The organism is Streptomyces atroolivaceus, from assembly GCF_000717025.1.
Classification (GTDB): domain Bacteria; phylum Actinomycetota; class Actinomycetes; order Streptomycetales; family Streptomycetaceae; genus Streptomyces; species Streptomyces atroolivaceus.
The window spans coordinates 301,428-321,784 of the sequence record NZ_JNXG01000011.1; the positions used below are offsets into that span (position 1 = coordinate 301,428).

Annotated in this window: 20 protein-coding genes; 10 read left to right on the top strand and 10 right to left on the bottom strand. The window is 72.2% G+C overall.

Translation table 11 applies throughout. The features are described from left to right. Positions 1 to 116: 116 nt before the first annotated feature. The 8 genes from OO67_RS22045 to OO67_RS22080 form a co-directional block, all read right to left on the bottom strand. The gene (locus OO67_RS22045; RefSeq protein WP_033302781.1) at positions 117 to 1,463 is read right to left on the bottom strand and encodes a 6-phospho-beta-glucosidase; all 1,347 of its coding nucleotides are present in this window, start codon (positions 1,461 to 1,463) and stop codon (positions 117 to 119) included. Between the two features lie 82 nt (positions 1,464 to 1,545). Continuing rightward, entirely contained in the window at positions 1,546 to 3,057 is a 1,512-nt protein-coding gene (locus OO67_RS22050) for a cytochrome P450 (RefSeq protein ID WP_033302783.1), read from the bottom strand. A 79-nt stretch (positions 3,058 to 3,136) separates the two neighbouring features. Next, positions 3,137 to 3,751 (bottom strand): GTP-binding protein, encoded by a 615-nt coding sequence (locus OO67_RS22055; protein WP_033302784.1) that lies wholly within the window; start codon positions 3,749 to 3,751, stop codon positions 3,137 to 3,139. Then, positions 3,732 to 4,100 carry a DUF742 domain-containing protein gene (locus OO67_RS22060; protein ID WP_033302786.1) on the bottom strand — a complete coding sequence of 123 codons (369 nt, stop codon included), beginning with the start codon at positions 4,098 to 4,100 and terminating at the stop codon, positions 3,732 to 3,734. The genes OO67_RS22055 and OO67_RS22060 overlap by 20 nt, the downstream gene beginning before the upstream one ends. Then, positions 4,097 to 4,504, bottom strand: a complete 408-nt coding sequence (locus tag OO67_RS22065) for a roadblock/LC7 domain-containing protein (RefSeq protein ID WP_033302788.1) — start codon at positions 4,502 to 4,504, stop codon at positions 4,097 to 4,099. Before OO67_RS22065 ends, OO67_RS22060 begins: the two co-directional genes overlap by 4 nt. Continuing rightward, on the bottom strand, positions 4,501 to 6,135 hold the full coding sequence (locus OO67_RS22070) for a sensor histidine kinase (RefSeq protein ID WP_033302789.1): 1,635 nt from the start codon (positions 6,133 to 6,135) through the stop codon (positions 4,501 to 4,503). Before OO67_RS22070 ends, OO67_RS22065 begins: the two co-directional genes overlap by 4 nt. Before the next feature lie 635 nt (positions 6,136 to 6,770). After that, positions 6,771 to 7,277, bottom strand: coding sequence for a MarR family winged helix-turn-helix transcriptional regulator (locus OO67_RS22075; protein WP_033302791.1), 507 nt, complete (start codon positions 7,275 to 7,277; stop codon positions 6,771 to 6,773). After that, positions 7,274 to 8,977, bottom strand: coding sequence for an FUSC family protein (locus OO67_RS22080; protein ID WP_208861060.1), 1,704 nt, complete (start codon positions 8,975 to 8,977; stop codon positions 7,274 to 7,276). Before OO67_RS22080 ends, OO67_RS22075 begins: the two co-directional genes overlap by 4 nt. A gap of 142 nt (positions 8,978 to 9,119) precedes the next feature. Between OO67_RS22080 and OO67_RS22085 the strand changes: the two genes are divergently transcribed. After that, on the top strand, positions 9,120 to 9,872 hold the full coding sequence (locus OO67_RS22085) for a VOC family protein (RefSeq protein ID WP_033302793.1): 753 nt from the start codon (positions 9,120 to 9,122) through the stop codon (positions 9,870 to 9,872). An 8-nt stretch (positions 9,873 to 9,880) separates the two neighbouring features. Here OO67_RS22085 and OO67_RS22090 read toward each other — a convergent pair whose 3' ends face one another. Further along, positions 9,881 to 10,348, bottom strand: a complete 468-nt coding sequence (locus OO67_RS22090) for a MarR family winged helix-turn-helix transcriptional regulator (protein ID WP_033302794.1) — start codon at positions 10,346 to 10,348, stop codon at positions 9,881 to 9,883. A gap of 159 nt (positions 10,349 to 10,507) precedes the next feature. Between OO67_RS22090 and pcaH the strand changes: the two genes are divergently transcribed. From pcaH to pcaDC, 4 genes are read left to right on the top strand one after another with little or no spacing between them, the layout of a single operon-like run. Continuing rightward, complete coding sequence (pcaH, locus tag OO67_RS22095) at positions 10,508 to 11,293, top strand: protocatechuate 3,4-dioxygenase subunit beta (RefSeq protein WP_051709657.1); 786 nt, start codon at positions 10,508 to 10,510, stop codon at positions 11,291 to 11,293. Then, positions 11,293 to 11,865, top strand: coding sequence for a protocatechuate 3,4-dioxygenase subunit alpha (gene pcaG, locus OO67_RS22100; protein WP_033302796.1), 573 nt, complete (start codon positions 11,293 to 11,295; stop codon positions 11,863 to 11,865). Before pcaH ends, pcaG begins: the two co-directional genes overlap by 1 nt. Beyond that, positions 11,865 to 13,193 carry a 3-carboxy-cis,cis-muconate cycloisomerase gene (gene pcaB, locus OO67_RS22105; protein WP_033302797.1) on the top strand — a complete coding sequence of 443 codons (1,329 nt, stop codon included), beginning with the start codon at positions 11,865 to 11,867 and terminating at the stop codon, positions 13,191 to 13,193. The genes pcaG and pcaB overlap by 1 nt, the downstream gene beginning before the upstream one ends. Beyond that, the gene (gene pcaDC / locus OO67_RS22110; protein ID WP_051709659.1) at positions 13,190 to 14,359 is read left to right on the top strand and encodes a bifunctional 3-oxoadipate enol-lactonase/4-carboxymuconolactone decarboxylase PcaDC; all 1,170 of its coding nucleotides are present in this window, start codon (positions 13,190 to 13,192) and stop codon (positions 14,357 to 14,359) included. The genes pcaB and pcaDC overlap by 4 nt, the downstream gene beginning before the upstream one ends. Before the next feature lie 255 nt (positions 14,360 to 14,614). On the opposite strand, the gene OO67_RS22120 is transcribed toward pcaDC, so the two are convergent. Continuing rightward, positions 14,615 to 15,487, bottom strand: coding sequence for an LURP-one-related family protein (locus OO67_RS22120; RefSeq protein ID WP_033302799.1), 873 nt, complete (start codon positions 15,485 to 15,487; stop codon positions 14,615 to 14,617). A 62-nt stretch (positions 15,488 to 15,549) separates the two neighbouring features. Here OO67_RS22120 and OO67_RS22125 point away from each other — a divergent pair, with 62 nt between their 5' ends. The 5 genes from OO67_RS22125 to OO67_RS22145 all read left to right on the top strand — a co-directional run bounded on the left by OO67_RS22125 (position 15,550) and on the right by OO67_RS22145 (position 20,200). Beyond that, positions 15,550 to 15,981 (top strand): hypothetical protein, encoded by a 432-nt coding sequence (locus OO67_RS22125; RefSeq protein WP_033302800.1) that lies wholly within the window; start codon positions 15,550 to 15,552, stop codon positions 15,979 to 15,981. A gap of 118 nt (positions 15,982 to 16,099) precedes the next feature. Then, a complete protein-coding gene (locus tag OO67_RS22130) occupies positions 16,100 to 16,750 on the top strand; it encodes a DUF3105 domain-containing protein (protein ID WP_033302802.1) in 651 nt (216 codons plus the stop codon). A gap of 62 nt (positions 16,751 to 16,812) precedes the next feature. After that, positions 16,813 to 17,388: a DUF305 domain-containing protein gene (locus OO67_RS22135; RefSeq protein WP_382056025.1), complete on the top strand. Its 576-nt coding sequence runs from the start codon at positions 16,813 to 16,815 to the stop codon at positions 17,386 to 17,388. 190 nt (positions 17,389 to 17,578) lie between these two features. After that, a complete protein-coding gene (locus OO67_RS22140; RefSeq protein WP_033302805.1) occupies positions 17,579 to 18,877 on the top strand; it encodes a phytase in 1,299 nt (432 codons plus the stop codon). A gap of 66 nt (positions 18,878 to 18,943) precedes the next feature. Beyond that, positions 18,944 to 20,200, top strand: coding sequence for an ROK family protein (locus OO67_RS22145; RefSeq protein ID WP_033302807.1), 1,257 nt, complete (start codon positions 18,944 to 18,946; stop codon positions 20,198 to 20,200). Positions 20,201 to 20,357 lie beyond the last annotated feature (157 nt).

Sequence of the window (20,357 nt, forward strand, 5' to 3'; positions counted from 1 at the left end):
CGTTCCCGGCCACATCGGGCACGCTCGACACGGCCGAGGCCGCCGCCCGGCTGGAGGCTCGGCCGCACATCCTGGTCAGCAGCGGACTCCCGGCCGCCGGGAGCGGCCGGCCCCGCTCACGACCGGCCGAGGTACGCGAGCCCCGGGTGGACCCTGGTGTATCCCTCCACCAGCCGACGCGCGACGGACACCGAGTCGACCAGCGGGTGCAGGGCGAACGCACGGACAGCCGCAGCCCGTGATCCGCTCTCCGCCGCCTCGAGCACCGCCCTCTCCACGGCTTTGACCGCAGTGACCAGCCCGACCGCGTGGTAGGGGAGCGGGTCGGCGGCGACGGGATGAGCGCCGTTGGCGTCGACCAGGCACGGCACCTCGACGACGGCGTCCGCGTCGAGCTCCGGGAGGGTGCCCCGGTTACGCACATCGAGGATCAGCGAGGTGCGTTCGTTGCGGGCGACGGCGCGCATCAGGGCGAGCGCCACCTGTTCGTACCCCCCGGACTCCAGATCGCTCTCCTCACGCTCTCCGGCGCCGGCCACGTCACGGTTCTCCGCCATGTACGTCGCCTCACGTTCGGCGCGCGTACGGTCCCAGGTGGCCAGTGGCGGGGCGGCGGGGTCCTTCATCCGGGCGTAGAAGCCCTCCTGCTGTTCACGGAGGAAGGCGCCGCGGGTCTGTTCGGCGTCCTGGTAGGCGCGGACCGCTTCCCGGTTGAAGTAGTAGTAGTGCAGGTACTCGTTGGGGATCGCGCCCAGCGAGCGCAGCCACTCGGATCCGAAGAGCCTGCCCTCCTCGAAGGAGCCGAGCAGTGCCGGGTCCGCCAGCAGGCGCGGGAGTTCGTCGCGGCCTTCGACCCACAGGCCACGGACCCACCCCAGATGGTTGAGTCCGACGTAGTCGATCCGTGCCCGGTCCGGGTCCGCGCCCAGGACGCGGGCGATCCGCCGGCCCAGTCCCACCGGCGAGTCGCAGATTCCGATGACCCGGTCACCGAGGTACCGGGCCATCGCCTCGGTGACCAGACCCGCCGGATTGGTGAAGTTGATGACCCACGCGTCAGGCGCGAGCCGGGCGATGCGGCGGGCGAGGTCCGTCGCGACGGGGACGGTGCGCAGCCCGTAGGCGATGCCGCCGGCCCCGACCGTCTCCTGGCCCAGGACGCCTTCGTCGAGCGCGACACGTTCGTCGGCGGCGCGGCCTTCCAGGCCGCCGACCCGGATCGCGGAGAAGACGAAGTCCGCGCCCCGCAGGGCCTCGTCGAGATCGCCGGTGGCCACGACGACGGGGGCGTCGTCGATGCCGGCCGCCTGTTCGGCGAGGACCCGTGCGACGGCGGTGAGCCGGTCCGCGTCCGTGTCGTACAGGGTCACCCGCGAGACGCGGCCTTCGGCGTGATCGCCGAGCAGCGCCCCGTACACGAGAGGCACCCGGAATCCGCCGCCGCCAAGAATTGTCAGCTTCACGCTGCTCGATGGTACGGGGCGGGAAGCCGGGCGCCCCGGACCCTACGGCCCGGGACACCCGGCATGCCGCACGGCGCAGGTGTCAGTGGCCGCTCCACCACCGGACGACGGCCTGCCAGATCTTCCCCGGCCCGCTCCGCTGCGCCGGGATGACGGCTCCCGCTCCGGGTGCCGTGTGCTGCTCTCCGGCCGGGACCCGGGCCGCCGGGAGCGCGGTACCGCGCCGGGGGGTGGCGGGCGACGACACCTCCCAGTCGGCCTGCGACCGGGACCGGGACACCGCCGGCAGGGGTTCCGCGTCGATCTCCTGTTCCGGACTGGGGGCGAAGTGCGCCGGCAGGTCCACGAGGTGCCGTGACACGAAGTTCCCGGTCCATCGCAACTCGTGCTCCCCGACGCTGAGTTCCAGATCGGGGAGACGCATCAGCAGGGCGTCGACGCCGACGTCGGCGATGGCGCGTCCGATGTCCTGGCCGGGGCACTCGTGAGGGCCGCTGCTGAAGGCCATGTGGGCGCGGTTGCCCTCCATGCTGGCGGTGAGGTCGGGCCGTACGACGGGATCCGTGTTGGCCGGCGCGATGCCGACGATGAGGGCGTCGCCGGCCTTGATCTGCTGCCCGCCCAGCTCGGTGTCGCCCACCGCCCAGCGTCCCAGGACGGAGGTGAACGGCGGCTCGTCCCACAGGGTCTGCTCCACCGCCTCGGGCACGGTCATGTGCCCGCCGCTGAGCCTGGCCCGGAACCTCGGGTCCGTGAGCACCATGCGCAGCACGTTGGCGATCAGGTTGGTGGTCGTCTCGTAGGCGACGATGAGAACCACCCGGAGGTGCTCGCTGACCTCCTTGTCGGTGAGTGCCGCGGGGTGTTCGACCAGCCAGGTGGCGAAATCCTCGGCCGGCGCCTCCCTGCGGCGCTGGACCAGCCGGTCCAGGGCACCGATCACGTAGGCGTTGCTCGCGACCGCGGTCTCCGAGCCTCGCGTCATGTCACGGGCCGCCTGCACCAGACGGTCGTTGTACTCCTCCGGCATGCCGATGATCGCGCACATCACCATCATCGGCAGCCGCTCGGCGAACTGGCTGACCAGTTCGGCCCGGCCTTCCTGGCAGAAGTCGTTGACGAGACGATTGCTGTAGCGGTTGATGTGGCGGCGCACGCCACGGGTGTCGATGCGCGCCATGCTGTCGGTGACCGCGCCGCGCAGCCGTTCGTGGGTGGCGCCTTCCGCGAACGAACACACCGGCTGCCAGGTGAAGACGGGGGCGAGCGGGTGGTCCGGGGCCACACTGCCCTCCTGCAGCGCACGCCACCGGCGTGAGTCGCGGGAGAACTGTGAGGGGGTGCGGGTCATGTGGAGGTTCTCGCTGTGTCCGAGCACCAGCCAGGCCGGGACGTCCCCGTGCATCAGGACAGGTGCCACCGTGCCGTGTTCGGCACGCAGCTTCTCGTAGAGGCCCGCGGGGTCCGCCTCGGCCTCGGGGCCGTACAGCCGGCGCAGCCCGCCGGGGCCGATGCCCATGCCGTGCGCGGGGCACTGCGGGGGCGGCACCGGGCCTGTGGCCGATCCGGGCTCATGGTGGAAGGGGGTTGTCACTGTGGCTCCAGGAATAAGACGTTCCGGGACCGGGCCGGTGGGGACAGGGCCCGTTCAGAGGCAGAGGTGCGTACCGCTGTCAGGCGAGCGGCACGGCAAGGCTGTGCAGGTAGCGCATCAGGGTCATCAGCACATCGCGGCTGGAGGCGCGCAGCCGGGCGTCGCAGTCGATCATCGGAACTTCGTCCGGCAGGTCCAGGGCGTTGCGCAGGGCCTCCACGGGGTGGCGCGGTGCACCGGGGAAGGTGTTGACGGCCACGACGAACGGCACGCCGCGCTCCTCCAGCCTGCCGATGACGTCGAAACTGACCTGGAGCCGCCGGGTGTCGATCAGGACGACGGCTCCGAGCGCTCCTTCGAAGAGTCCGTTCCATAGGAACCAGAAGCGTTCCTGGCCGGGGGTGCCGAACAGGTAGAGGATCAGTTCCTCGCTGAGGCTGATCCGGCCGAAGTCCATGGCCACCGTGGTGGCGGTCTTGGTCTCCACCCCCACGTTGTCGTCCACGCCGACACCGGCCTGGGTCATGGTCTCTTCGGTCGTCAGGGGCCGGATCTCGCTCACCGAGCCGACCATGGTCGTCTTGCCGACCCCGAACCCGCCCACGACGACGACCTTCACCGCGGCTGTGGCCGTACTGGGAAGGACGTCCTCGCTGCGAGGGCCCGCGATCGTGTCAGAGCTTCTGAAGTCCATGCATCACCGCTTCGAGGAGGGACCGGTCCGGGAGCGCGGCGCGGACGATGGGCGCGCGCGACTCGATCAGTTCGGTCGCCAGGAGTTCTGTCAGGAGCGAGGTGACCACGCTGAAGGGGAGACTCAGATAGGCCGAGATCTCGGCGACGGACAACGGCGCCTTGCAGAGCCGCAGGATCGCGGCCTGCTCGGGCTGGACCGTCGGCGACGGCTCCGCCTGTGCCACCACCATGGTCACGAGGTCGAGCTCCGCTCTTTCACCGTCGGGAGCACCGGTGATCACATACAGCCGTTCCGGGTCGCTCACCGCCGGGTCGGCCTTTCGGCGTTCTCGTCGGGGAGGACTCATCCGGACTGCCCGTCGTGGCGCGGAGGGCTCGTCAGATGCGCCCCGATACGGACGACCATGTCGCGCATCCGGGCGCCCACCAGCCCGGCGTCCACCGTCTCGCCGGCCAGGACCGCGAGGTAGGCCCCGGTGCCAGCGGCCATGAGGTAGAAGAACCCTCCGGTCACCTCGATGACGACGAGCTTCATCAGACCGTCGCTGTAGGGGATTTCCGTGGCGACGGCCGCGGCCAGGCTCTGCAGACCGGCGCATGCCGCGGCGAGGCGGTCGGCGACGTCGGGGTCGCCGCCGTGCCGGGCGATGCGAAGGCCGTCGGCGGAGAGCACCACGATCTGGTGGATGCTCGGTACGTCGTCGGCCAGCTCCTTGAGCATCCAGTCCATGTTTCCCCGCTGCTGGATCACTTCTGGTCTCCCTTGTCCCACGCGTCGTCAGAGTCTGGGTCGTTCCTGGGCTCGTCCGGCACACCGTTGACGGCCTGGGTGAATGCCTCCAGCCAGAGACCGGGCGGCGCCGTACCGCCACCGCCGTGTCCGTTGTGCCCGTTGCGCGCGACGGACTCCGCGGCCGACGCGGACTGCTGCGGGAGGTTGTGCGAGCCGAGGGGTGCGCGCCCCCGGCTGCGGCGCTGCGGGAGCCCGCCCTCGGTCCACTCGGTCACGACGATCTCGTCGTCACCCATGGCTGCCGCCGCCGGTGCGGACCGTGCCGCGGAGGCCAGGGGGGCCGGGGACGGGGCGGGGGCGGGGGACGCGAGCGACGGGACGGGCCCGGTCGCGGCCGGGCGCGCCTTGTGCTTGCCGCGCGGGGGGACGACGTGCTGCATCTGCGACATGTCGAGCGAACTCTGGGGCCGCGAGGTGGCGCCGATGCCGTGCGCGATGCCGGGAGCGGGTCCGGTGGTGATCATGTCGCGCGGCACGATGAGGACGGCCCGGACCCCTCCGTACGCGGACTGCCGCAGGGAGACCTGGAGTTGGTACATGCGCGCGAGCCGGCCGACCACGGCCATGCCGAGGCGCGGGGACTCCCCGAGGTCGTTCATGTTGATGCCGGCCTGGGCCTGGGCGAGCATGTTCTCGGCCCTCGCACGGGCCTCTTCGCTGAGGCTGACGCCGCCGTCCTCGATCTCGATGGCGATACCGGTCTGCACCTCGACCGCGGTGACGTGCACCCGGGTCTGGGGTGGCGAGTACCGCGTCGCGTTGTCGAGCAGTTCCGCGCAGGCGTGGATGAGCGGTTCGACCGCGGTGCCGACGATGGCGACCTTGGCGATCGAGTGCAGATCGACACGCTGGTACTCGAGGATCCGGGACATCGCACCGCGCAGCACACTGAAGAGCGGTACGGCCTTGGGCCACTGGCGGCTGGGGCGGGCGCCGCCGAGTACGGCGATGGAGTCGGCCAGCCGCCCGATCAGCGCGGTGCCGTGGTCGATGCGGAGCAGGTCGTCGAAGACGTCGGGGTTGCGGCCGTGGTGGTCCTCCATCTCCCGCAGTTCACTGGCCTGTCGGTGGACGATGGCCTGGACGCGGCGGGCGACGCTGACGAAGGCGCGCTGCGCGGAGTCACGCATCGCTTCCTCGTTGTCGATGATGTCGAGGACCTGGAGGACCAGGGCACGTTGCGCCTTGGGGAGGTTGCGGTACGACTCGTCCGCGTCGACGATGTCGCGCATCACTTCCTGCGGCGAGTTGCTGGCGCGCAGCCGGCGGATCGCGGCGGGCAGGAGTTCCTTGCTGAGCCGTTCGGTCTCCTGGTCGTACACGGCGATCCGGTGTTCCAGGACGGCGATGCGCTGTTCGTACTGGGCGCGTTGGACGCGCATCGCCCGTCGTCGGCGGTTCAGTACGACGGCGAGCGCGGCGACCACCACTGTGGCGATCGCACCGCACCAGACGACTGCGGCCCGCGTGGCGCCGGTGACCGGCACCGCGCCTGCGGCTGTGGCGCCGGCCATCAGCACTACGGGCAGGAGCGCGGCGCGGACTGCGGGGATGTCTCTGTTGGTCGGCGGTGATTCAACACGGACCATCTAAACCCTCTGGCGGTTGATTCGGGAGGTATACGCACTTGCGCGGACAGTTGTGGGCAAGTGCTCGAATTCGTAGCAACTCGACTTCACTGCGCGTGAGCCTAGCCAGATCAGAACAGAGCTTCGGCATATTCACCCAACCCCCTGCGCGAGCGCGACGGCGGTAATACACTCGCCAGTTTTCGCACTCACCGCCGCCGAGCGTGTGCAGGGAGTGACGCAACGAGGGAATCGGGAGAAAGTGGACGCTCATGTCCCGCTGTGCGGGACGGTGCTCTCAGGGAGGCGCACCCGAAGACCCTCGATCTCCAGGACAGACAGAGAATCCTGCATACGTACGAACGGAAATCGTCTACACGTTCACACGCCTACGCACCTCAGAGAGGGACAGGGGCACATGCGATCGAATCGGATCGAAAGGCGCAGTTTCCTGAGCGACGGACAAGTGTACGAATGTTTCGGCACCCAACCCACGGTGCCGCAGCGCGGCGTCACCGGTCGCCGGTCCCCCGAGGGCGCGCCCGATCCCCGCCTCCCGCGTCCCTCACCGTCAGTGAGGCCGCCCCGGCCGAGCGGACCGCCCAGCCGCCGGAAAAGGGTCCGGCGGGCCCTCCGTCCGCCGGAGGGGCGCGTCCTCAGCGACGGCCGCCGCCGAGGCGGCCCTCCAGTTGCACCAGCAGCTCACCGAGCTGTCCGCTGAGCCCGCTGCGCGTCTCCTCGTCGAGCCCGGAGAGCACCGACCGCTCGTAGGCGAGCTGTTCGGGCAGCAGACGGTCCACCAGGTCACGCCCCGCCTCCGTCAGCCCGACGTGGGCGACCCTGCGGTCCCTGGCATCGCTGCGGCGGCCGATCAGGCCGGACTCCTGCAGGGCGCGCAGCCTCTTCGTCACGGCCGCTCCGGACGAGAACGTCTCCCGGGCCAGCTCCCCGGGGGTGAGCTCGCGGTCGGTGCGCCGCATCGCGCCGAGCAGATCGAATTCGGCGCGGTTCAGCCCGGCGGCCCGCAGAGGGGCGTCCTCGGCCTGCTGGAGAAGGGCCGCGCAGCGGTTGATGCGGCCGATGAGTTCCATCGGTCCGGTGTCGAGCCCCGGGTTGACGGCCTGCCACTGCCGTACCACCGAGGCCACGATGTCGTCGGTCACACCGCTCCGTTCGCCGGGGGCAGGGTGATCAGCCCCTGCCGTTGTGCTGTCGCCGCGAGCGTACGGTGTCCCGCCTGTTCGGCCGTCAGCAGCTCTTCCTCGGGCAGGGCGCGCTGCCACCATTCACCCGATGCGACGTCACTGGCGTCGCGCAGCTCGACGAGGGCCGCGGTCAGCCTCCTGCGGGCCGTTTCGAGTGCCAGGGCGCCGGCCTCCGGGTCGGCGACCGCCCGTTCGGCGTGGTCCCGGGCCTCCCCCGCCGAAGCGAGGGCCCGCTCCACACGGCCGGACGCCCTGCGGTTGGTGACGGCGATCGCGGCGAGGAATCCGACCGCGACACCCACGAGGGTGTCCAGGGCGCGGTCGGCGATGAGCTCGCCCGCCGGCTGGAGACCGCCGAATTCCAGGATCAGCAGGGCCATCGGGGTGACGGCGACGGAACCGAGCCAGTAGTTGCGCGTGATCAGGGCCTCGGCGGCGAAGTTGAAGAACAGGACGCACAGGACGAGGACGAGAGGACCGACCCGGGCGAGCGGGATCACGGCCGCGAAGACCAGCACACCGAGAAGGTTGCCGACGGTGCGCTGCAGGGCCCTGCTCCAGGAGAGAGCGAGGTTGGGCTGGTAGACCGAGGCCGCGGTGACGACGGCCCAGTACGGATGGCCGACACCGAGGGCCGAGGACACATAGCCGGCCAGGGCGCACCCGACGAGGGTGCGGAAGGCGACCGGGAGCACCGGGGAGCCGGGGCCGAGTGCGCGCAGCAGCCTGCGCCGGGCCTCGCGCCTGCCCCGCCGCATACGCCGTCCGGCCCGTTCGGCGTCGATCCCGAAGACCTCTTCGACGGTGCCCGGTGCGGGCGCCGGGCCGGGCACCGGGCCGCGGGCGCGCGTAGCCGTCGCCCAGCGGTGCAGTTCGGCAGGATCGGCGCGGGGAACCTGACCGTCCCCCGAGGTGGCGGCGAGGGCCCGCTCGGCGTGGACCACCAGCCGCTCGAGTTCCCGGCGTACGGGGGTGGGGCGTCCGGCGGCCAGCAGTGCCTGCCAGGCCGCCTGGACCGCCGCGGCCGCGGCGTGCCGGGACCGGGGGTCGGGATCCGCCGCGTACACCGCTGCGGCGTCGAGCGCGCGGGCGGTGGCGAGGCGTTCGGGCCCTTCCCTGTGCCACAGGGCCGGGCCGGTGGTGACCAGCCAGGAGAAGGTGCCCGCGGCCAGCATCAGGGCCATGTGCCCCGGTACCTGCCGGAGCTCCTGCGGGGCGAAGAGGGCGGCCGAGGTGACGAAGGCGAAGATCACGTTGCCGGGCGGGCCGATGCGGGTCGCGTCGCAGAAGGTCTTCTGCACGGCCGCGAGCAGCGCGCCGACCGCGATCAGCACGGCGGTCGAGTCGGTGACCGAGGCGGTGGCCAGAGCGACGGCGAGGCCCGCGGCCATCCCCAGGACCACGCGGAGGACGGTGTGGGCCCTGCGGGCGTACGGCAGGTTGTGGCCGTAGAGCGCACAGAGCGAGCCCGCCATCGTGTACATGATGAGGTCGAGGCGGCCGGAGGAGTACAGCAGCAGATTCGGGACGACCGAGGCGACCACCACGCTCAGCGCGGGCTTGTACCAGATCTCCGCGGGGCTCTTGAGCCGCAGGACATCGGTGACCGGCAGTCTGTGGACGGATGGCTTCCGGGGTCGTATGGCTGTATCACTCACTCATTTACTTTAACAGGTGTTACACATGTAAAAGATTCTCCCGTGGACCGGACCGCCCCGGTAGCAGCCACCACGGTCCGGCCCTAGCGTGCTGGACAACAGCGCGGGAACGCGACCGGTGGTACGCCTCGGGAGGAATCAGATGGAGCTCACGAAACCGGTTGCCGGCGGGCCCTGCTGGGTCGAGCTGAGCACCCCGGACGTGCGAACCGCCCAGGCGTTCTACGCGGGACTCTTCGGCTGGCGGTCCGAGACCGATCCGCGGCCCGAGGCCGGCGGGTACACGACGGCGCGCGTCGGCGAGGACGCCGTAGCGGCCTTCACCCCTCTCCACCGACCGGAGCAGCACCCGTCCTGGACCGTCTCGTTCGCCACCGACGACGCGGACGTCTCGGCCGACGCCGTGCGTTCGGCGGGCGGCACGGTGCTGATGGGGCCGACGGACGTCTTCGACCACGGCAGATTCGCGGTGGCCACGGACCCGTCCGGCGCGGTGTTCTCCCTCTGGCAGGCCCGGGCCTTCCCGGGCGCCGGGCGCTTCAACGAGCCGGGGACCCTGGGGTGGACCGAGCTCCGCACCCCGGACCCGCAAGCAGCCCTCGCCTTCTACCCGGCCGTCTTCGGCTGGACGGTCGACGTCTCGGCACACTTCACCCACTGGGGCGTGGGCGGGGCCGACTTCGGCGGCATGAAGGAGCAGGACGACGACGAACAGGCCGATGTACCGCCGCACTGGCTGCCCTACTTCACGGTGCCCGACACCGAGACCACCGCGGCCAGGGCCCTGACCGCGGGCGGCGAGCCCCTCTCACCACCGACCCGCGTCCCGGGCGGGCCATGGGTCGCGACGCTCCGTGACGCCCAGGGTGCGCGGTTCGGCCTCCTCACGCCCTGAGGCCGCCGTCACGGGCCGGCGGGCGACCCGGCGTCCTCCGGCAGACGGAAGGCCTCGGCCGCGTCCGCGACCCTGTGCATCAGGCCGAGGAGCGCCTGCTGCTCGTCCGGGGAGAGCGGCCCCAGGAAGACCCGGTTCATCCCGACCGTGCGCAGGGCGAGCCGCCGGTGGGTGCGGGAACCCTCGTCCGTGAGACGGAGCAGGAAGCGCCTCCCGTCGGCCGGGTCGCGCTCCTTGTCCAGCAGCTCCCGGCGCAGCAGCCGGGTGATCACCTCGGCGACGGTGGACCGGTCGAGGCCGACGCGCTCCCCCACCGTCCGCTGGTCGAGACCCGGTTCGGCGGTGAGGGCGTTGAGGACGGCGAACTGGGGGGAGGTGATCTCCTGGGAGACCATCGCGTTCCACAGCAGGTGGTGTGCCTGCTGAAGACGCCGGGCCAGATGCCCGGGGTGGCTGCTCAGATCGACCGCCTGCACGGCACCGCCCTCTCCGTCCGCCGGCTCCGTCTCTGCCGGGATACCGAAGATACACAGTGTACTGAGGGCCTTGACCCTGACGACGGGGCCTGTATAGCTTCAGGGTCATCGCATTTTACTCAGTGTACTGAGCATTGCCACACTTCACGGAGCCGTGACATGACCGCACGTGACCTTCCCGCACATCCGCTGCCCGACGGCTTGAGCCAGCAGGAGATCGACTCCGAGGTGGCCAGGGCCCAGGCGGCGGCCGAGCCGGGCGCCCACCATCCCCCGCGCGACTATCCCCCGTACCGCAGCAGTCACTTCCGCCATCCGCACCGCTCGCTCATACCCGTGCGCGACCCGGAGGCGGTCGAACTGTCCGGGCCGGCCTTCGGCGTCACGGACGTGACCGCGCTGGACCGCGACCTCACCGCACAGCACGCCGGTGAGCCGCTCGGAGAACGGATCACCGTCACCGGCCGGGTGCTGGACCGGGCCGGCAGGCCGGTGCGGGGGCAGCTCGTCGAGGTGTGGCAGGCCAACGCCTCCGGGCGGTACGCCCACCAGCTCGACCAGCACCCGGCGCCGCTCGACCCGAACTTCACGGGGTTCGGACGATGCCTGACCGACGACGACGGCGGCTACTCGTTCACCACCGTCAAGCCGGGCGCCTATCCGTGGCGCAACCACACCAACGCCTGGCGCCCCGCGCACATCCACTTCTCGCTGTTCGGCACGTCGTTCAGCCAGCGGCTCGTCACCCAGATGTACTTCCCCGGCGATCCGCTCCTCCCCTACGACCCGGTGATCCGCTCGGTCACGGACCAGGCGGCCCGCGAGCGGCTCGTGTCGACGTACGACCACGACCTGTCCGTTCCCGAGTGGTCCCTCGGCTACCGCTGGGACATCGTCCTGGACGGACCGTGCGCCACCTGGACCGAGGAAGAAGGCGACGCCTGATGTCCCACGCCCCCACCCCCTCCCAGACCGTCGGCCCCTTCTACGGCTACGCGCTGCCGTTCCCCGGCGGGAGCGAGGTCGCCCCCGCCGGGCACCCCGACACGGTCACGGTGCACGGATACGTGCTCGACGGCCTGGGCAGTCCCGTGCCGGACGCGATCGTCGAGACGTGGCAGCCCGCGCCCGACGGATCGCGCACCGGCCTGCCGGGGTCGCTGCGCCGCGACCCCTCGTCGGGCAAGGTGATCGGACGCGACGGGGTGGACTTCACCGGGTTCGGCCGTACGCCGACCGACGCGGCGGGGCGCTGGTTCGTGCGTACGCTCCCGCCCGGCGGCGTCCCGTACCTCTGCGCGGCCGTGTTCGCCCGCGGCCTGGTCCACCACCTCTACACCCGCGTGTACCTCCCCGACCTGCTCGACGAGGGCGCGGAGGCAGCCGATCCGCTGTTGCAGTCGCTGGACGCGGAACGGCGCGCCACACTGATCGCGACACGCACCGATCCGCGTACCTACCGCTTCGACATCCGTCTCCAGGGCGACGACGAGACGGTCTTCCTGGAGTTCAGCTGATGCACGAGAGCGATGCCGGGCTCCTCGCCCCCGGGCGGGCCGGTTCCGCCGCCGAGGCCGCCACCGGAGACCACGCCTTCCTGCAGGCGCTGCTGGACGCCGAGGCCGCGCTCACCCGGGCCCAGGCAGCCTCCGGGCTCGCACCCGCCGAGGCCGGTCGGGCGGTCACCGCGGCGGCGGACGCGAGCCGGTTCGACGTGCGTGACCTGGCGCTGCGGGCCCGCTCCGGCGGAAACCCGGTGATCCCACTGGTCTCCGCCCTCTCCGCGGCGGTCGACGACGACGTGCGGCCCTTCGTCCACCAGGGCGCGACCAGCCAGGACATCCTGGACACGGCGGCGATGCTGGTGGCGTCCCGGACCCTGGCGATCCTCCTCGACGACCTGGGACGCTCCGCCGAGGCATGGGAGCGGCTTGCGGCCGGGCATCGCGACACCCCGATGCCCGGCCGTACCTTGACGCAGCACGCCGTGCCGACCACCTTCGGCCTCAAGGCCGCGGGCTGGCGGTCGCTGGCGCTCGACGCGCGGGACCGGCTGCGGGCGGTGCGCGACGCGCTCCCCGTCCAGCTCGGCGGCGCGGCGGGCACGCTGGCCGCCTTCTCGGCCGCCGGCGGGGACGGGGCGGGCCTGGAACTCGTCGGCGCCTACGCCCGGGAGCTGGGACTTGCCGAACCACTGCTGCCCTGGCACGCCCTGCGCACCCCGGTCGCCGACCTGGCCGGTGCGCTCGCCTTCACCGCGGGCGCGCTCGGGAAGGCGGCGGCCGACGTCCTCATCCTGTCCCGTACCGAGATCGCCGAGCTCGCGGAGGGATCCGGTGGCGGCTCCTCCGCGATGCCGCACAAGGCCAATCCGGTCCGCGCCACCCTCATCGCCGCCGCGGCCCGCCGCGCACCCGGGGCGGCTGCCACGCTGTACGGCTCGCTCGTCGCCGGGGACGAACGGCCGGCCGGCGCCTGGCACGCCGAATGGGAGCCGCTGCGTGATCTGTTGCGCCTGGTCGGCGGCGCGGCGCGGGACACGGTGGAGCTGGCCGAGGGGCTCGAGGTGTTCCCGTCGGCCATGCGGAGCCACCTGTCGTCGACCGGCGGGCTGATCGTCTCGGAACGGCTGGCCGCCGTCGCCGCCGACCGGGTCGGCCGTGCCCGTGCCAAGGAGCTTCTCACCGGGGCGGCCGGCCGGGCCCGCGACGAGGGCGGATCCCTCGCGGAGATCCTCGCCGGGGAGCCGGCCTTCGACGGCCTGGATCTCGCGGAACTGACCGACCCCGCCCGGTACACCGGCAGCGCCGGGCCCCTCACCGACCGCGCTCTGGAGCGCCGATGACCACGACACCCGCCCGTCTCCTCCACCACCGCGCCGAAGGGCCGGCGAGCGCTCCCCCGCTCCTGCTCGGCCCGTCGCTCGGCACCTCCACCGCGCTCTGGGACCAGGTGGCCCCCGAACTCTCCGCCGCACACCGGGTCGTACGGTGGGACCTGCCCGGGCACGGCGGCTCGGCGCCCGGCCTGATCGGCCCGGGTGCGGGAATCGCCGATCTCGGCGTCCTGGTCCTGGCGCTCGCCGATTCGCTGTCCCTGGAGCGGTTCTCGTACGCCGGGGTCTCGCTCGGCGGCGCGGTGGGCCTCTGGCTCGCCGTCCATCACCCGGAACGCGTCGACCGGCTGGCCGTCGTCTGTTCGTCCGCCCACTTCGGGGACCCGGGGCCGTGGCGGGAGCGGGCCGCCCTCGTGCGCGCGGAGGGCCTCGGCAGGGTCGCGGAGAGCGCGGCGGGCCGATGGTTCACGCCGGGATTCACCGAGCCCCGGCTGCTCGACGACCTCCTGGGCACCGACCCGTCGGCGTACGCCGCGTGCTGCGACGCTCTCGCCGACTGCGACCTGCGGCCCGGGCTGTCGGAGGTGCGGGCGCCGACGCTGGTCGTCGCGGGCCGCGAGGACCCGGCGACACCGCCCGCGCACGCCCGGGAGATCGCCGACGGGATTCCGGGCGCGGCACTGACCGAGCTGCCGCGCGCCTCACACCTGGCGCCCGCCGAACGTCCGGAGGCCGTACGGGAGGCCCTGCGCGCCCATTTCGCGCCCCGGGAGCGCGGCAGCGGGACGGCGGTGCGCCGCGAGGTTCTCGGCGACGCGCACGTGAACCGGGCACAGGCGAGGACCACGGAGTTCACCGCACCGTTCCAGGACTTCATCTCCCGCTACGCCTGGGGCGAGATCTGGACCGACCCGACCCTGTCCCGGCGCGAGCGCAGCCTGATCACGCTGACCGCCCTGGTCGCCCACGGTCACCACGACGAGCTGGCCATGCACGTACGCGCGGCGGTACGCAACGGTCTCAGCCCGCGCGAGATCGGCGCGGCCCTCCTCCAGACGGGGGTCTACTGCGGGGTCCCGGCGGCGAACTCGGCGTTCGCGGTGGCCGAGCGGGTGCTGGCGGAGCTGGACGGGCCGGCTCAGGCGCCGGACCGGGACGGCGTCCAGCCGGACTGACCGTCACCACGCACCCGGGCGTGGACGTGCATGTCGTGCCATCCGTCGGCGTGCAGGTTTCCGCGCCTGCGGACGCCCTCGAAGGAGAACCCGGGCTTGACCGCGACCCGGCAGGACGCCTCGTTCAGCACCGAGAGCACGAGCTCGAGGCGCTCGAATCCGGGGACGACGAGAGCCGTCCCGGAGGGACGCGAGGAGACACCGGAACCGGCATACGGATCATCCTGCCGGCCGAGGGGGCAGCCTGCCGGAGGATCAGCCGAAGCCTCGGGCGTCCTGTTTGAGGGCGGTGTCGACGGTCAGTGCCGCCGCCACGACGAGGCTCAGCAGCGGTTCGGGGAGCTGGTGGTGGATCTGCAGCACGTAGTTGTCCGCCGTGGTGAACATGGTCTTCGCCAGGCCCTCCCACGTCTTGGTGATCCTCGCGATCTCGGCCCCGTTGTGGTCGACGACGGCGAAGTTCCACGCGCGCCAGTTCTCGGCCCTGATCGCACCGATCCGCTGCCCGTCGGCCACCATGGCGAAGTTGATCTTGCCGATGGCGTTCTGCTGGACGATCTCGCCCACGGGCCGCCCGTCCGGGCGCTGCACGACCACCCGCGACTTGATGAACTTCGCCGGGCGGGTGAGGAGCAGTTGCGGCTGCCCGTAGGCGTCGCGGATCTCCAGTCGGTGCGTGAGGTACTGGTCGATGCTGGAGACGAACCGGAGCGCCTTGCGCAGGCCGCTCTGGCCGACCTGCACGACCGAACCGACGGTGTTGCCCTGCTGGTCGAAGACGCTGTACTCGTTCGTGAGCTCGATCAGCTTGGCCTTCTGGTTCACGACCAGGACCTGTTGACCGAAGAGTGAGCCGGCGCCGGGCGCGCCCTGCTGCGGAACGAACTGCTGAGCGCCTGCCTGCTGCGGAGCGAACTGCTGCCGGGGCGGCACCGCCCCGTGCGGCTGGGCAGTGGGCGGCTGGGCGGTGGGCGGCTGGGCTCCCTGCGGCTGGGCGGCCACCGGCGCCTGTGCCTGAACCGGGTGGGTGTGCTCGGTCCAGTTGACGCCGTCCCAATAGCGCAGCAGCTGAGGCGCCCCGTGGGGATCGGGATGCCAACCCGCAGGTATGTTCGATTGCGTCGTCACCGGGGCACACTATCCTGCCAAGTTGTGGGCTGAACTCATTGAACATTCACACACCATCTACGATGGCGGCGATGACCAGAGCGAGCGGGCGGACGGACCGGCGACGGGGCGGCTTCGCCCTGGCCGCCGCGCCGGTCTGGGCACTGATGCTCGTGGCCGTGTTCCTCTGCTGCTCCCCGGCCGGAACGGCCTCACCCCGCGCCGAGGCCCCTTCCCCGACCGCCGTCAGGGCTTTCACCCCGACGCCGGCGGCAGCTGTGTCGGTCGTCGTGGCCGACGCCCCGGACGAACGAGGGGTCGGCAGTTCCTGTCATGGAACGGCTGACCACTCGACAGCCGTCGTACTGCCCGGCCACCCCGCTCCCCTCGCCCTGCCCTGCCCCTCGGAGGCGTTCCGGGCCGCCCCGCTCACCGGAGCCGCGGCCATCCGGGGCCCCACCAACGACGCCGTGGGCGCCGTCGACCAGCTACGCCTCCAGGTCCAGCGGATCTAGGCCGCACCCGGATCCGCCTCCGAGCCGCCCGAGCGCCGGAGACGGGCCGTCCGTACGCCTTCGCCCCCGCGTGGCGCGCCTTCCGCGCACGCGATTCCGCTGAACCCGAGGACCTGACATGGCTTCCGCCAAGAACCAGAACAGCTCTGCCGCCGCGCGCCGCGCCAAGCTCGAGGAGGCCCGCCGTAAGGAGCGTGCCCGAGAGCGCCGGAGCCGCATCATCACCATCACGGCGGCCGTCGTCGTGGTCGCCGGCCTGGTCGCCGGGGGCGGCTACCTGATGTCGGCCGCCGACGAGCAGGACAAGGCGGAGGAACAGGCCAGGACCTCGCCCGTCACCGGCGAGAAGACCTGGGACGACCTGGCCCAGGAACACGTCCAGACTCCCGTCGACTATCCGATGAACCCGCCCGTCGGGGGCGACCACAACCCGGTCTGGATGAACTGCGACGCCGACGTCTACACCGAGGCGATACCGAACGAGAACGCCGTCCACTCCCTGGAGCACGGCGCCGTCTGGGTCACGTACAACGACAAGGCGAAGGAAGCGGACGTGAAGGCGCTCTCCGAGCGCGTCTCCAAGACGCCCTACTCGCTGATGAGCCCCGTGGCCGACCAGAAGGACCCGCTGATGCTCAGCGCCTGGGGCAAGCAGCTCACCGTGAAGAGCGCCACCGACGCCCGGGTCGCCCAGTTCTTCACCAAGTACGTCCAGGGCGCACAGACCCCGGAGCCGGGAGCCGCCTGCTCCGGCGGGGTCGCCAAGTGACACCGCCCGCGCGCGCCCCCCGTTCGCTGGTGTGGGCGGGGGCAGCCGTGTTCGTCGTCGCCATGGGACTCGTCCTGCTGATGGTCGTCCGGCCCTCCGCGGCCTCCTCGTCGGGGGCGGCCGGTTCCGTCCCCACGGAGAGCTCGGCCGACGTGGGCTTCGCCCGCGACATGTCGGTCCACCATCAGCAGGCGGTGGAGATGGCGTTCCTCGTCCGGGACCGCACCGAGGACGAGGACGTGCGCCGGCTCGCGTACGACATCATCAACACCCAGGCCAACCAGCGGGGCATGATGCTGGGCTGGCTGGAGGTCTGGGACAGGCCCAAGAGCTCGGACCGGCCGCCCATGGAGTGGATGGGCCACCCGGTCACCCCCTCCGACGGCTCCCTCATGCCCGGCATGGCGACGGACACGGAGCTGGACCGGCTGCGTGCGGCGGAGGGCAGGAGCGCCGAGGTGCTGTTCCTGCGGCTGATGACCGTCCACCACCGCGCGGGGGCGGACATGGCCCAGGCCGCGGCCGGCTCGGCGGGCACGGACGAGATCAGGGGTCTGGCGGCGGGGATGGTCCGGGCCCAGGAGTCCGAGATCACGCTCATGGCCGACATGCTGAGGGCCAGGGGCGCGAAGCCCTGACCCCGGTACGGGCCGGCACGGGCGGGTCCGGTGGCACATGCCGCCGGACCCGCCCGCCCTCGCGGCACCGCGAATTCACCTGGCGCCCATGTCCCCCTCATGGGCGCGACACCCCAGCAGCCCTCCAGCGCCCGACACTTCCTGACGAGTCATGGACATGTCCCTCTCACGACAGGAAGCATCCGTGCGCATGCACCGCTCCCCTCGCCTGGCGGCAACCGCCCTCCTCGGCACGGCGCTGATCACTCTCGTCCCGCTGTCCCCCGCCCACGCCCGGTCCCTGCCGTCCGTCGGCCCGACGGCCGAGACGGCAGCGCTGTACGACGACGAGGCGGGCGGCAACGCCAACGCCGACGACCCGGCCATCTGGCGCAACGACGCCGATCCCGGCCGCAGTCTCGTCGTCGCCACCGCCAAGGAGGGCGGGCTGCGCGTCTACGGTCTGGACGCGTCCCTGGTCCAGACGGTCGCACCACCGTCGCCTGCGGCGGAGGACGACGCCCCAGGAAGGTTCAACAACGTCGATCTGGTGACGGGGCTGCGCACCCCGTCCGGCCGCGCCGATGTGGCCGTGGTCAGCGACCGGGGCAACGACCGCCTCCGCATCTACCGTGTCGACCCCTCGCAGCCCGGCGGCCCGCTGAAGGACGTCACGGATCCCGGTGCCGCCCCGGTCTTCTCGTCCGGTCAGGCCGAGATCAACGAGCAGCGGACGGCGTACGGCCTCGCCACCTGGCAGGACCGTTCCACGGGACGTTCGTACGCGCTCGTCAGCCGGCGCAACACGACGGACCTGGCGCTGCTGGAGCTGCGGCCGACCGCCGCGGGCACGGTGGGCTACCGCCTGGTGCGCACCCTCTCGCTCCCCTCGTCCTTCCGGCTCCCGAACGGCACGTCGTGGACGCCGTGCGGTGAGCCCGGTGAGCTTCCCCAGGTCGAGGGCATGGTCGTCGACCCGGAGAACGGCACGCTCTACGCGGGCCAGGAGGACGTCGGCATCTGGCGCCTGCCGGCCGCGCTGAACGGGCGTCCGGTCCTGGTGGACAAGGTCCGGGAGTACGGCGTCCCGGGGACGTACGACCCGGAGACCGAGGAGTGCGCGCCCGGCACGGACCCGGGCTTCGGCGGCAAGCGGCTGGCGGCCGACGTGGAGGGTCTGACCCTCTTCCGCGAGTCCGGTGGCGACGGCTACCTCATGGCGTCCGGCCAGGGCGACAACAGCTTCGCCCTGTACGACCGTGAGGTCTCCGAGGGCAACGAGTACGAGGGCGGCTTCCGCGTCACCGCCGTGTCGGCCGACCTCGACGGCAGCGAGGAGTGCGACGGTGCCGCGGTGCTCAACGAGCCTCTGGGTTCCCGCTATCCGAACGGGCTGCTCGTGGTCCAGGACGGGCACGAGACCTCCGCGTCGGGTGGCGAGGAGGGCCGGGAGGCGACCGGCTTCAAGTTCGTCGACCTGGGCGCGGTGACGGAGGCGGCGGACATGTAGGGCCCGGCCGGGCCCTCCGTGCCGGGGGCGGGGGCCCCAGGGACATCGCATAGGCTCGTCGACGATATGAAGAGCTACCTCACGCCCCTGGGGTCCAAGGCCGACAAGGACACCGTGCGACGCCACAACCTGAGCCTCGTGCTGCGCGCCGTGCGGGACGAGGGCGAGGCGGGCGAGGCGACCCGGGCCGGGGTGTCCGCCCGGGTCGGACTCACCCGGGCCGCGGTCTCCTCACTGGTCGAGCAGTTGCTGGACAGCGGCTTCCTGACGGAGTCGGGCAAGACCTTCAGCGGTCAGGCGGGACGCCCCGGTACGGCCCTCAAGGTGGCGCGCACCGGGCCCGCCGGGCTCGGCGTGGAGATCAACATCGACTACGTGTCGGTGTGTGTCGTGGATCTGGCGGGCACCGGCCGGGTCCGGCAGACCGAGCACCTGGACAACCGCGGTGCCCCGCCGGAGGAGGTCCTGGCCCGCGCGGCGGGGATCGCCGCCCGCACCCTCGACTCGGCGCGGGAACAGGAACTGTGCCCGGTCGGAACCGCGCTCGCGCTGCCGGGACTCGTCTCGGGCGGCTCGGTGCGCCAGGCTCCGAACCTGGGCTGGAACCAGGTACCCGCCGAGGGGCTGTTCGCGGAGGCGCTCGCCGGCCTGCGTCCGAGCACGGCACCGCTGCCCGTGCGCTCCGAGAACGAGGCGAACCTCGCGGCACTGGCCGAGCTGTGGTTCGGCGGGCTCGACACGGTCCGCAGCTTCCTCTACCTGACGGGCGAGATCGGTGTCGGCGGCGCCCTGGTGCTCGACGGCGAACTGCTGCGCGGCGCGCACGGTTTCGCCGGGGAGATCGGGCATGTGGTGGTCGACCCCGCGGGTCCGGAGTGCAGATGCGGCTCGCGCGGCTGCCTGGAGCAGTACGCGGGCCAGTCGGCGCTGCTGCGCGCCGCCGGAATCGGCGGGGCCGGGGGCGGGGCCGCAGGGGTGATGGAGCTGGAGCGTCGTGCGCAGGCGGGTGATCCCGTGACGCTGGCCGCCGTGGCCGACGCCGGCCGGATGCTGGGCCAGGTGCTCTCGGGCGCCGTCAATCTGTTCGACCCCGACGCGGTGGTGCTCGGCGGTATATACCGCGGTCTGATGCCGTGGCTCTCGCCGCCCGCGGACGAGGAGCTGACGGGCCGGGTGGTGTCCGGCCTGTGGTCCCGTGGCGGGGGCAGGCTGCGAGCCTCGTCCGTCGCCGGTGACGCGGCGCGCGGCGCCGCGGCGCTGGTGGTGCAGGACGTGCTGGCCGACCCGGTCGCGTACGCCCCGCCCGTGTCCGTGGACGCCTGACGACCGGTCCTGCTGGAGCCGGGGGCACCCGGCGGTGTCCGCCGGGTGCCCCCGGGCAGGTGTCAGCGGGCGCCGATGAGGTGTTCCATGGCGAGCTGGTCGAGGGCTTCGAAGGCCATGGAGCGTTCGGCTGCCGCGGTGGCGTCGAAGTCCTCGT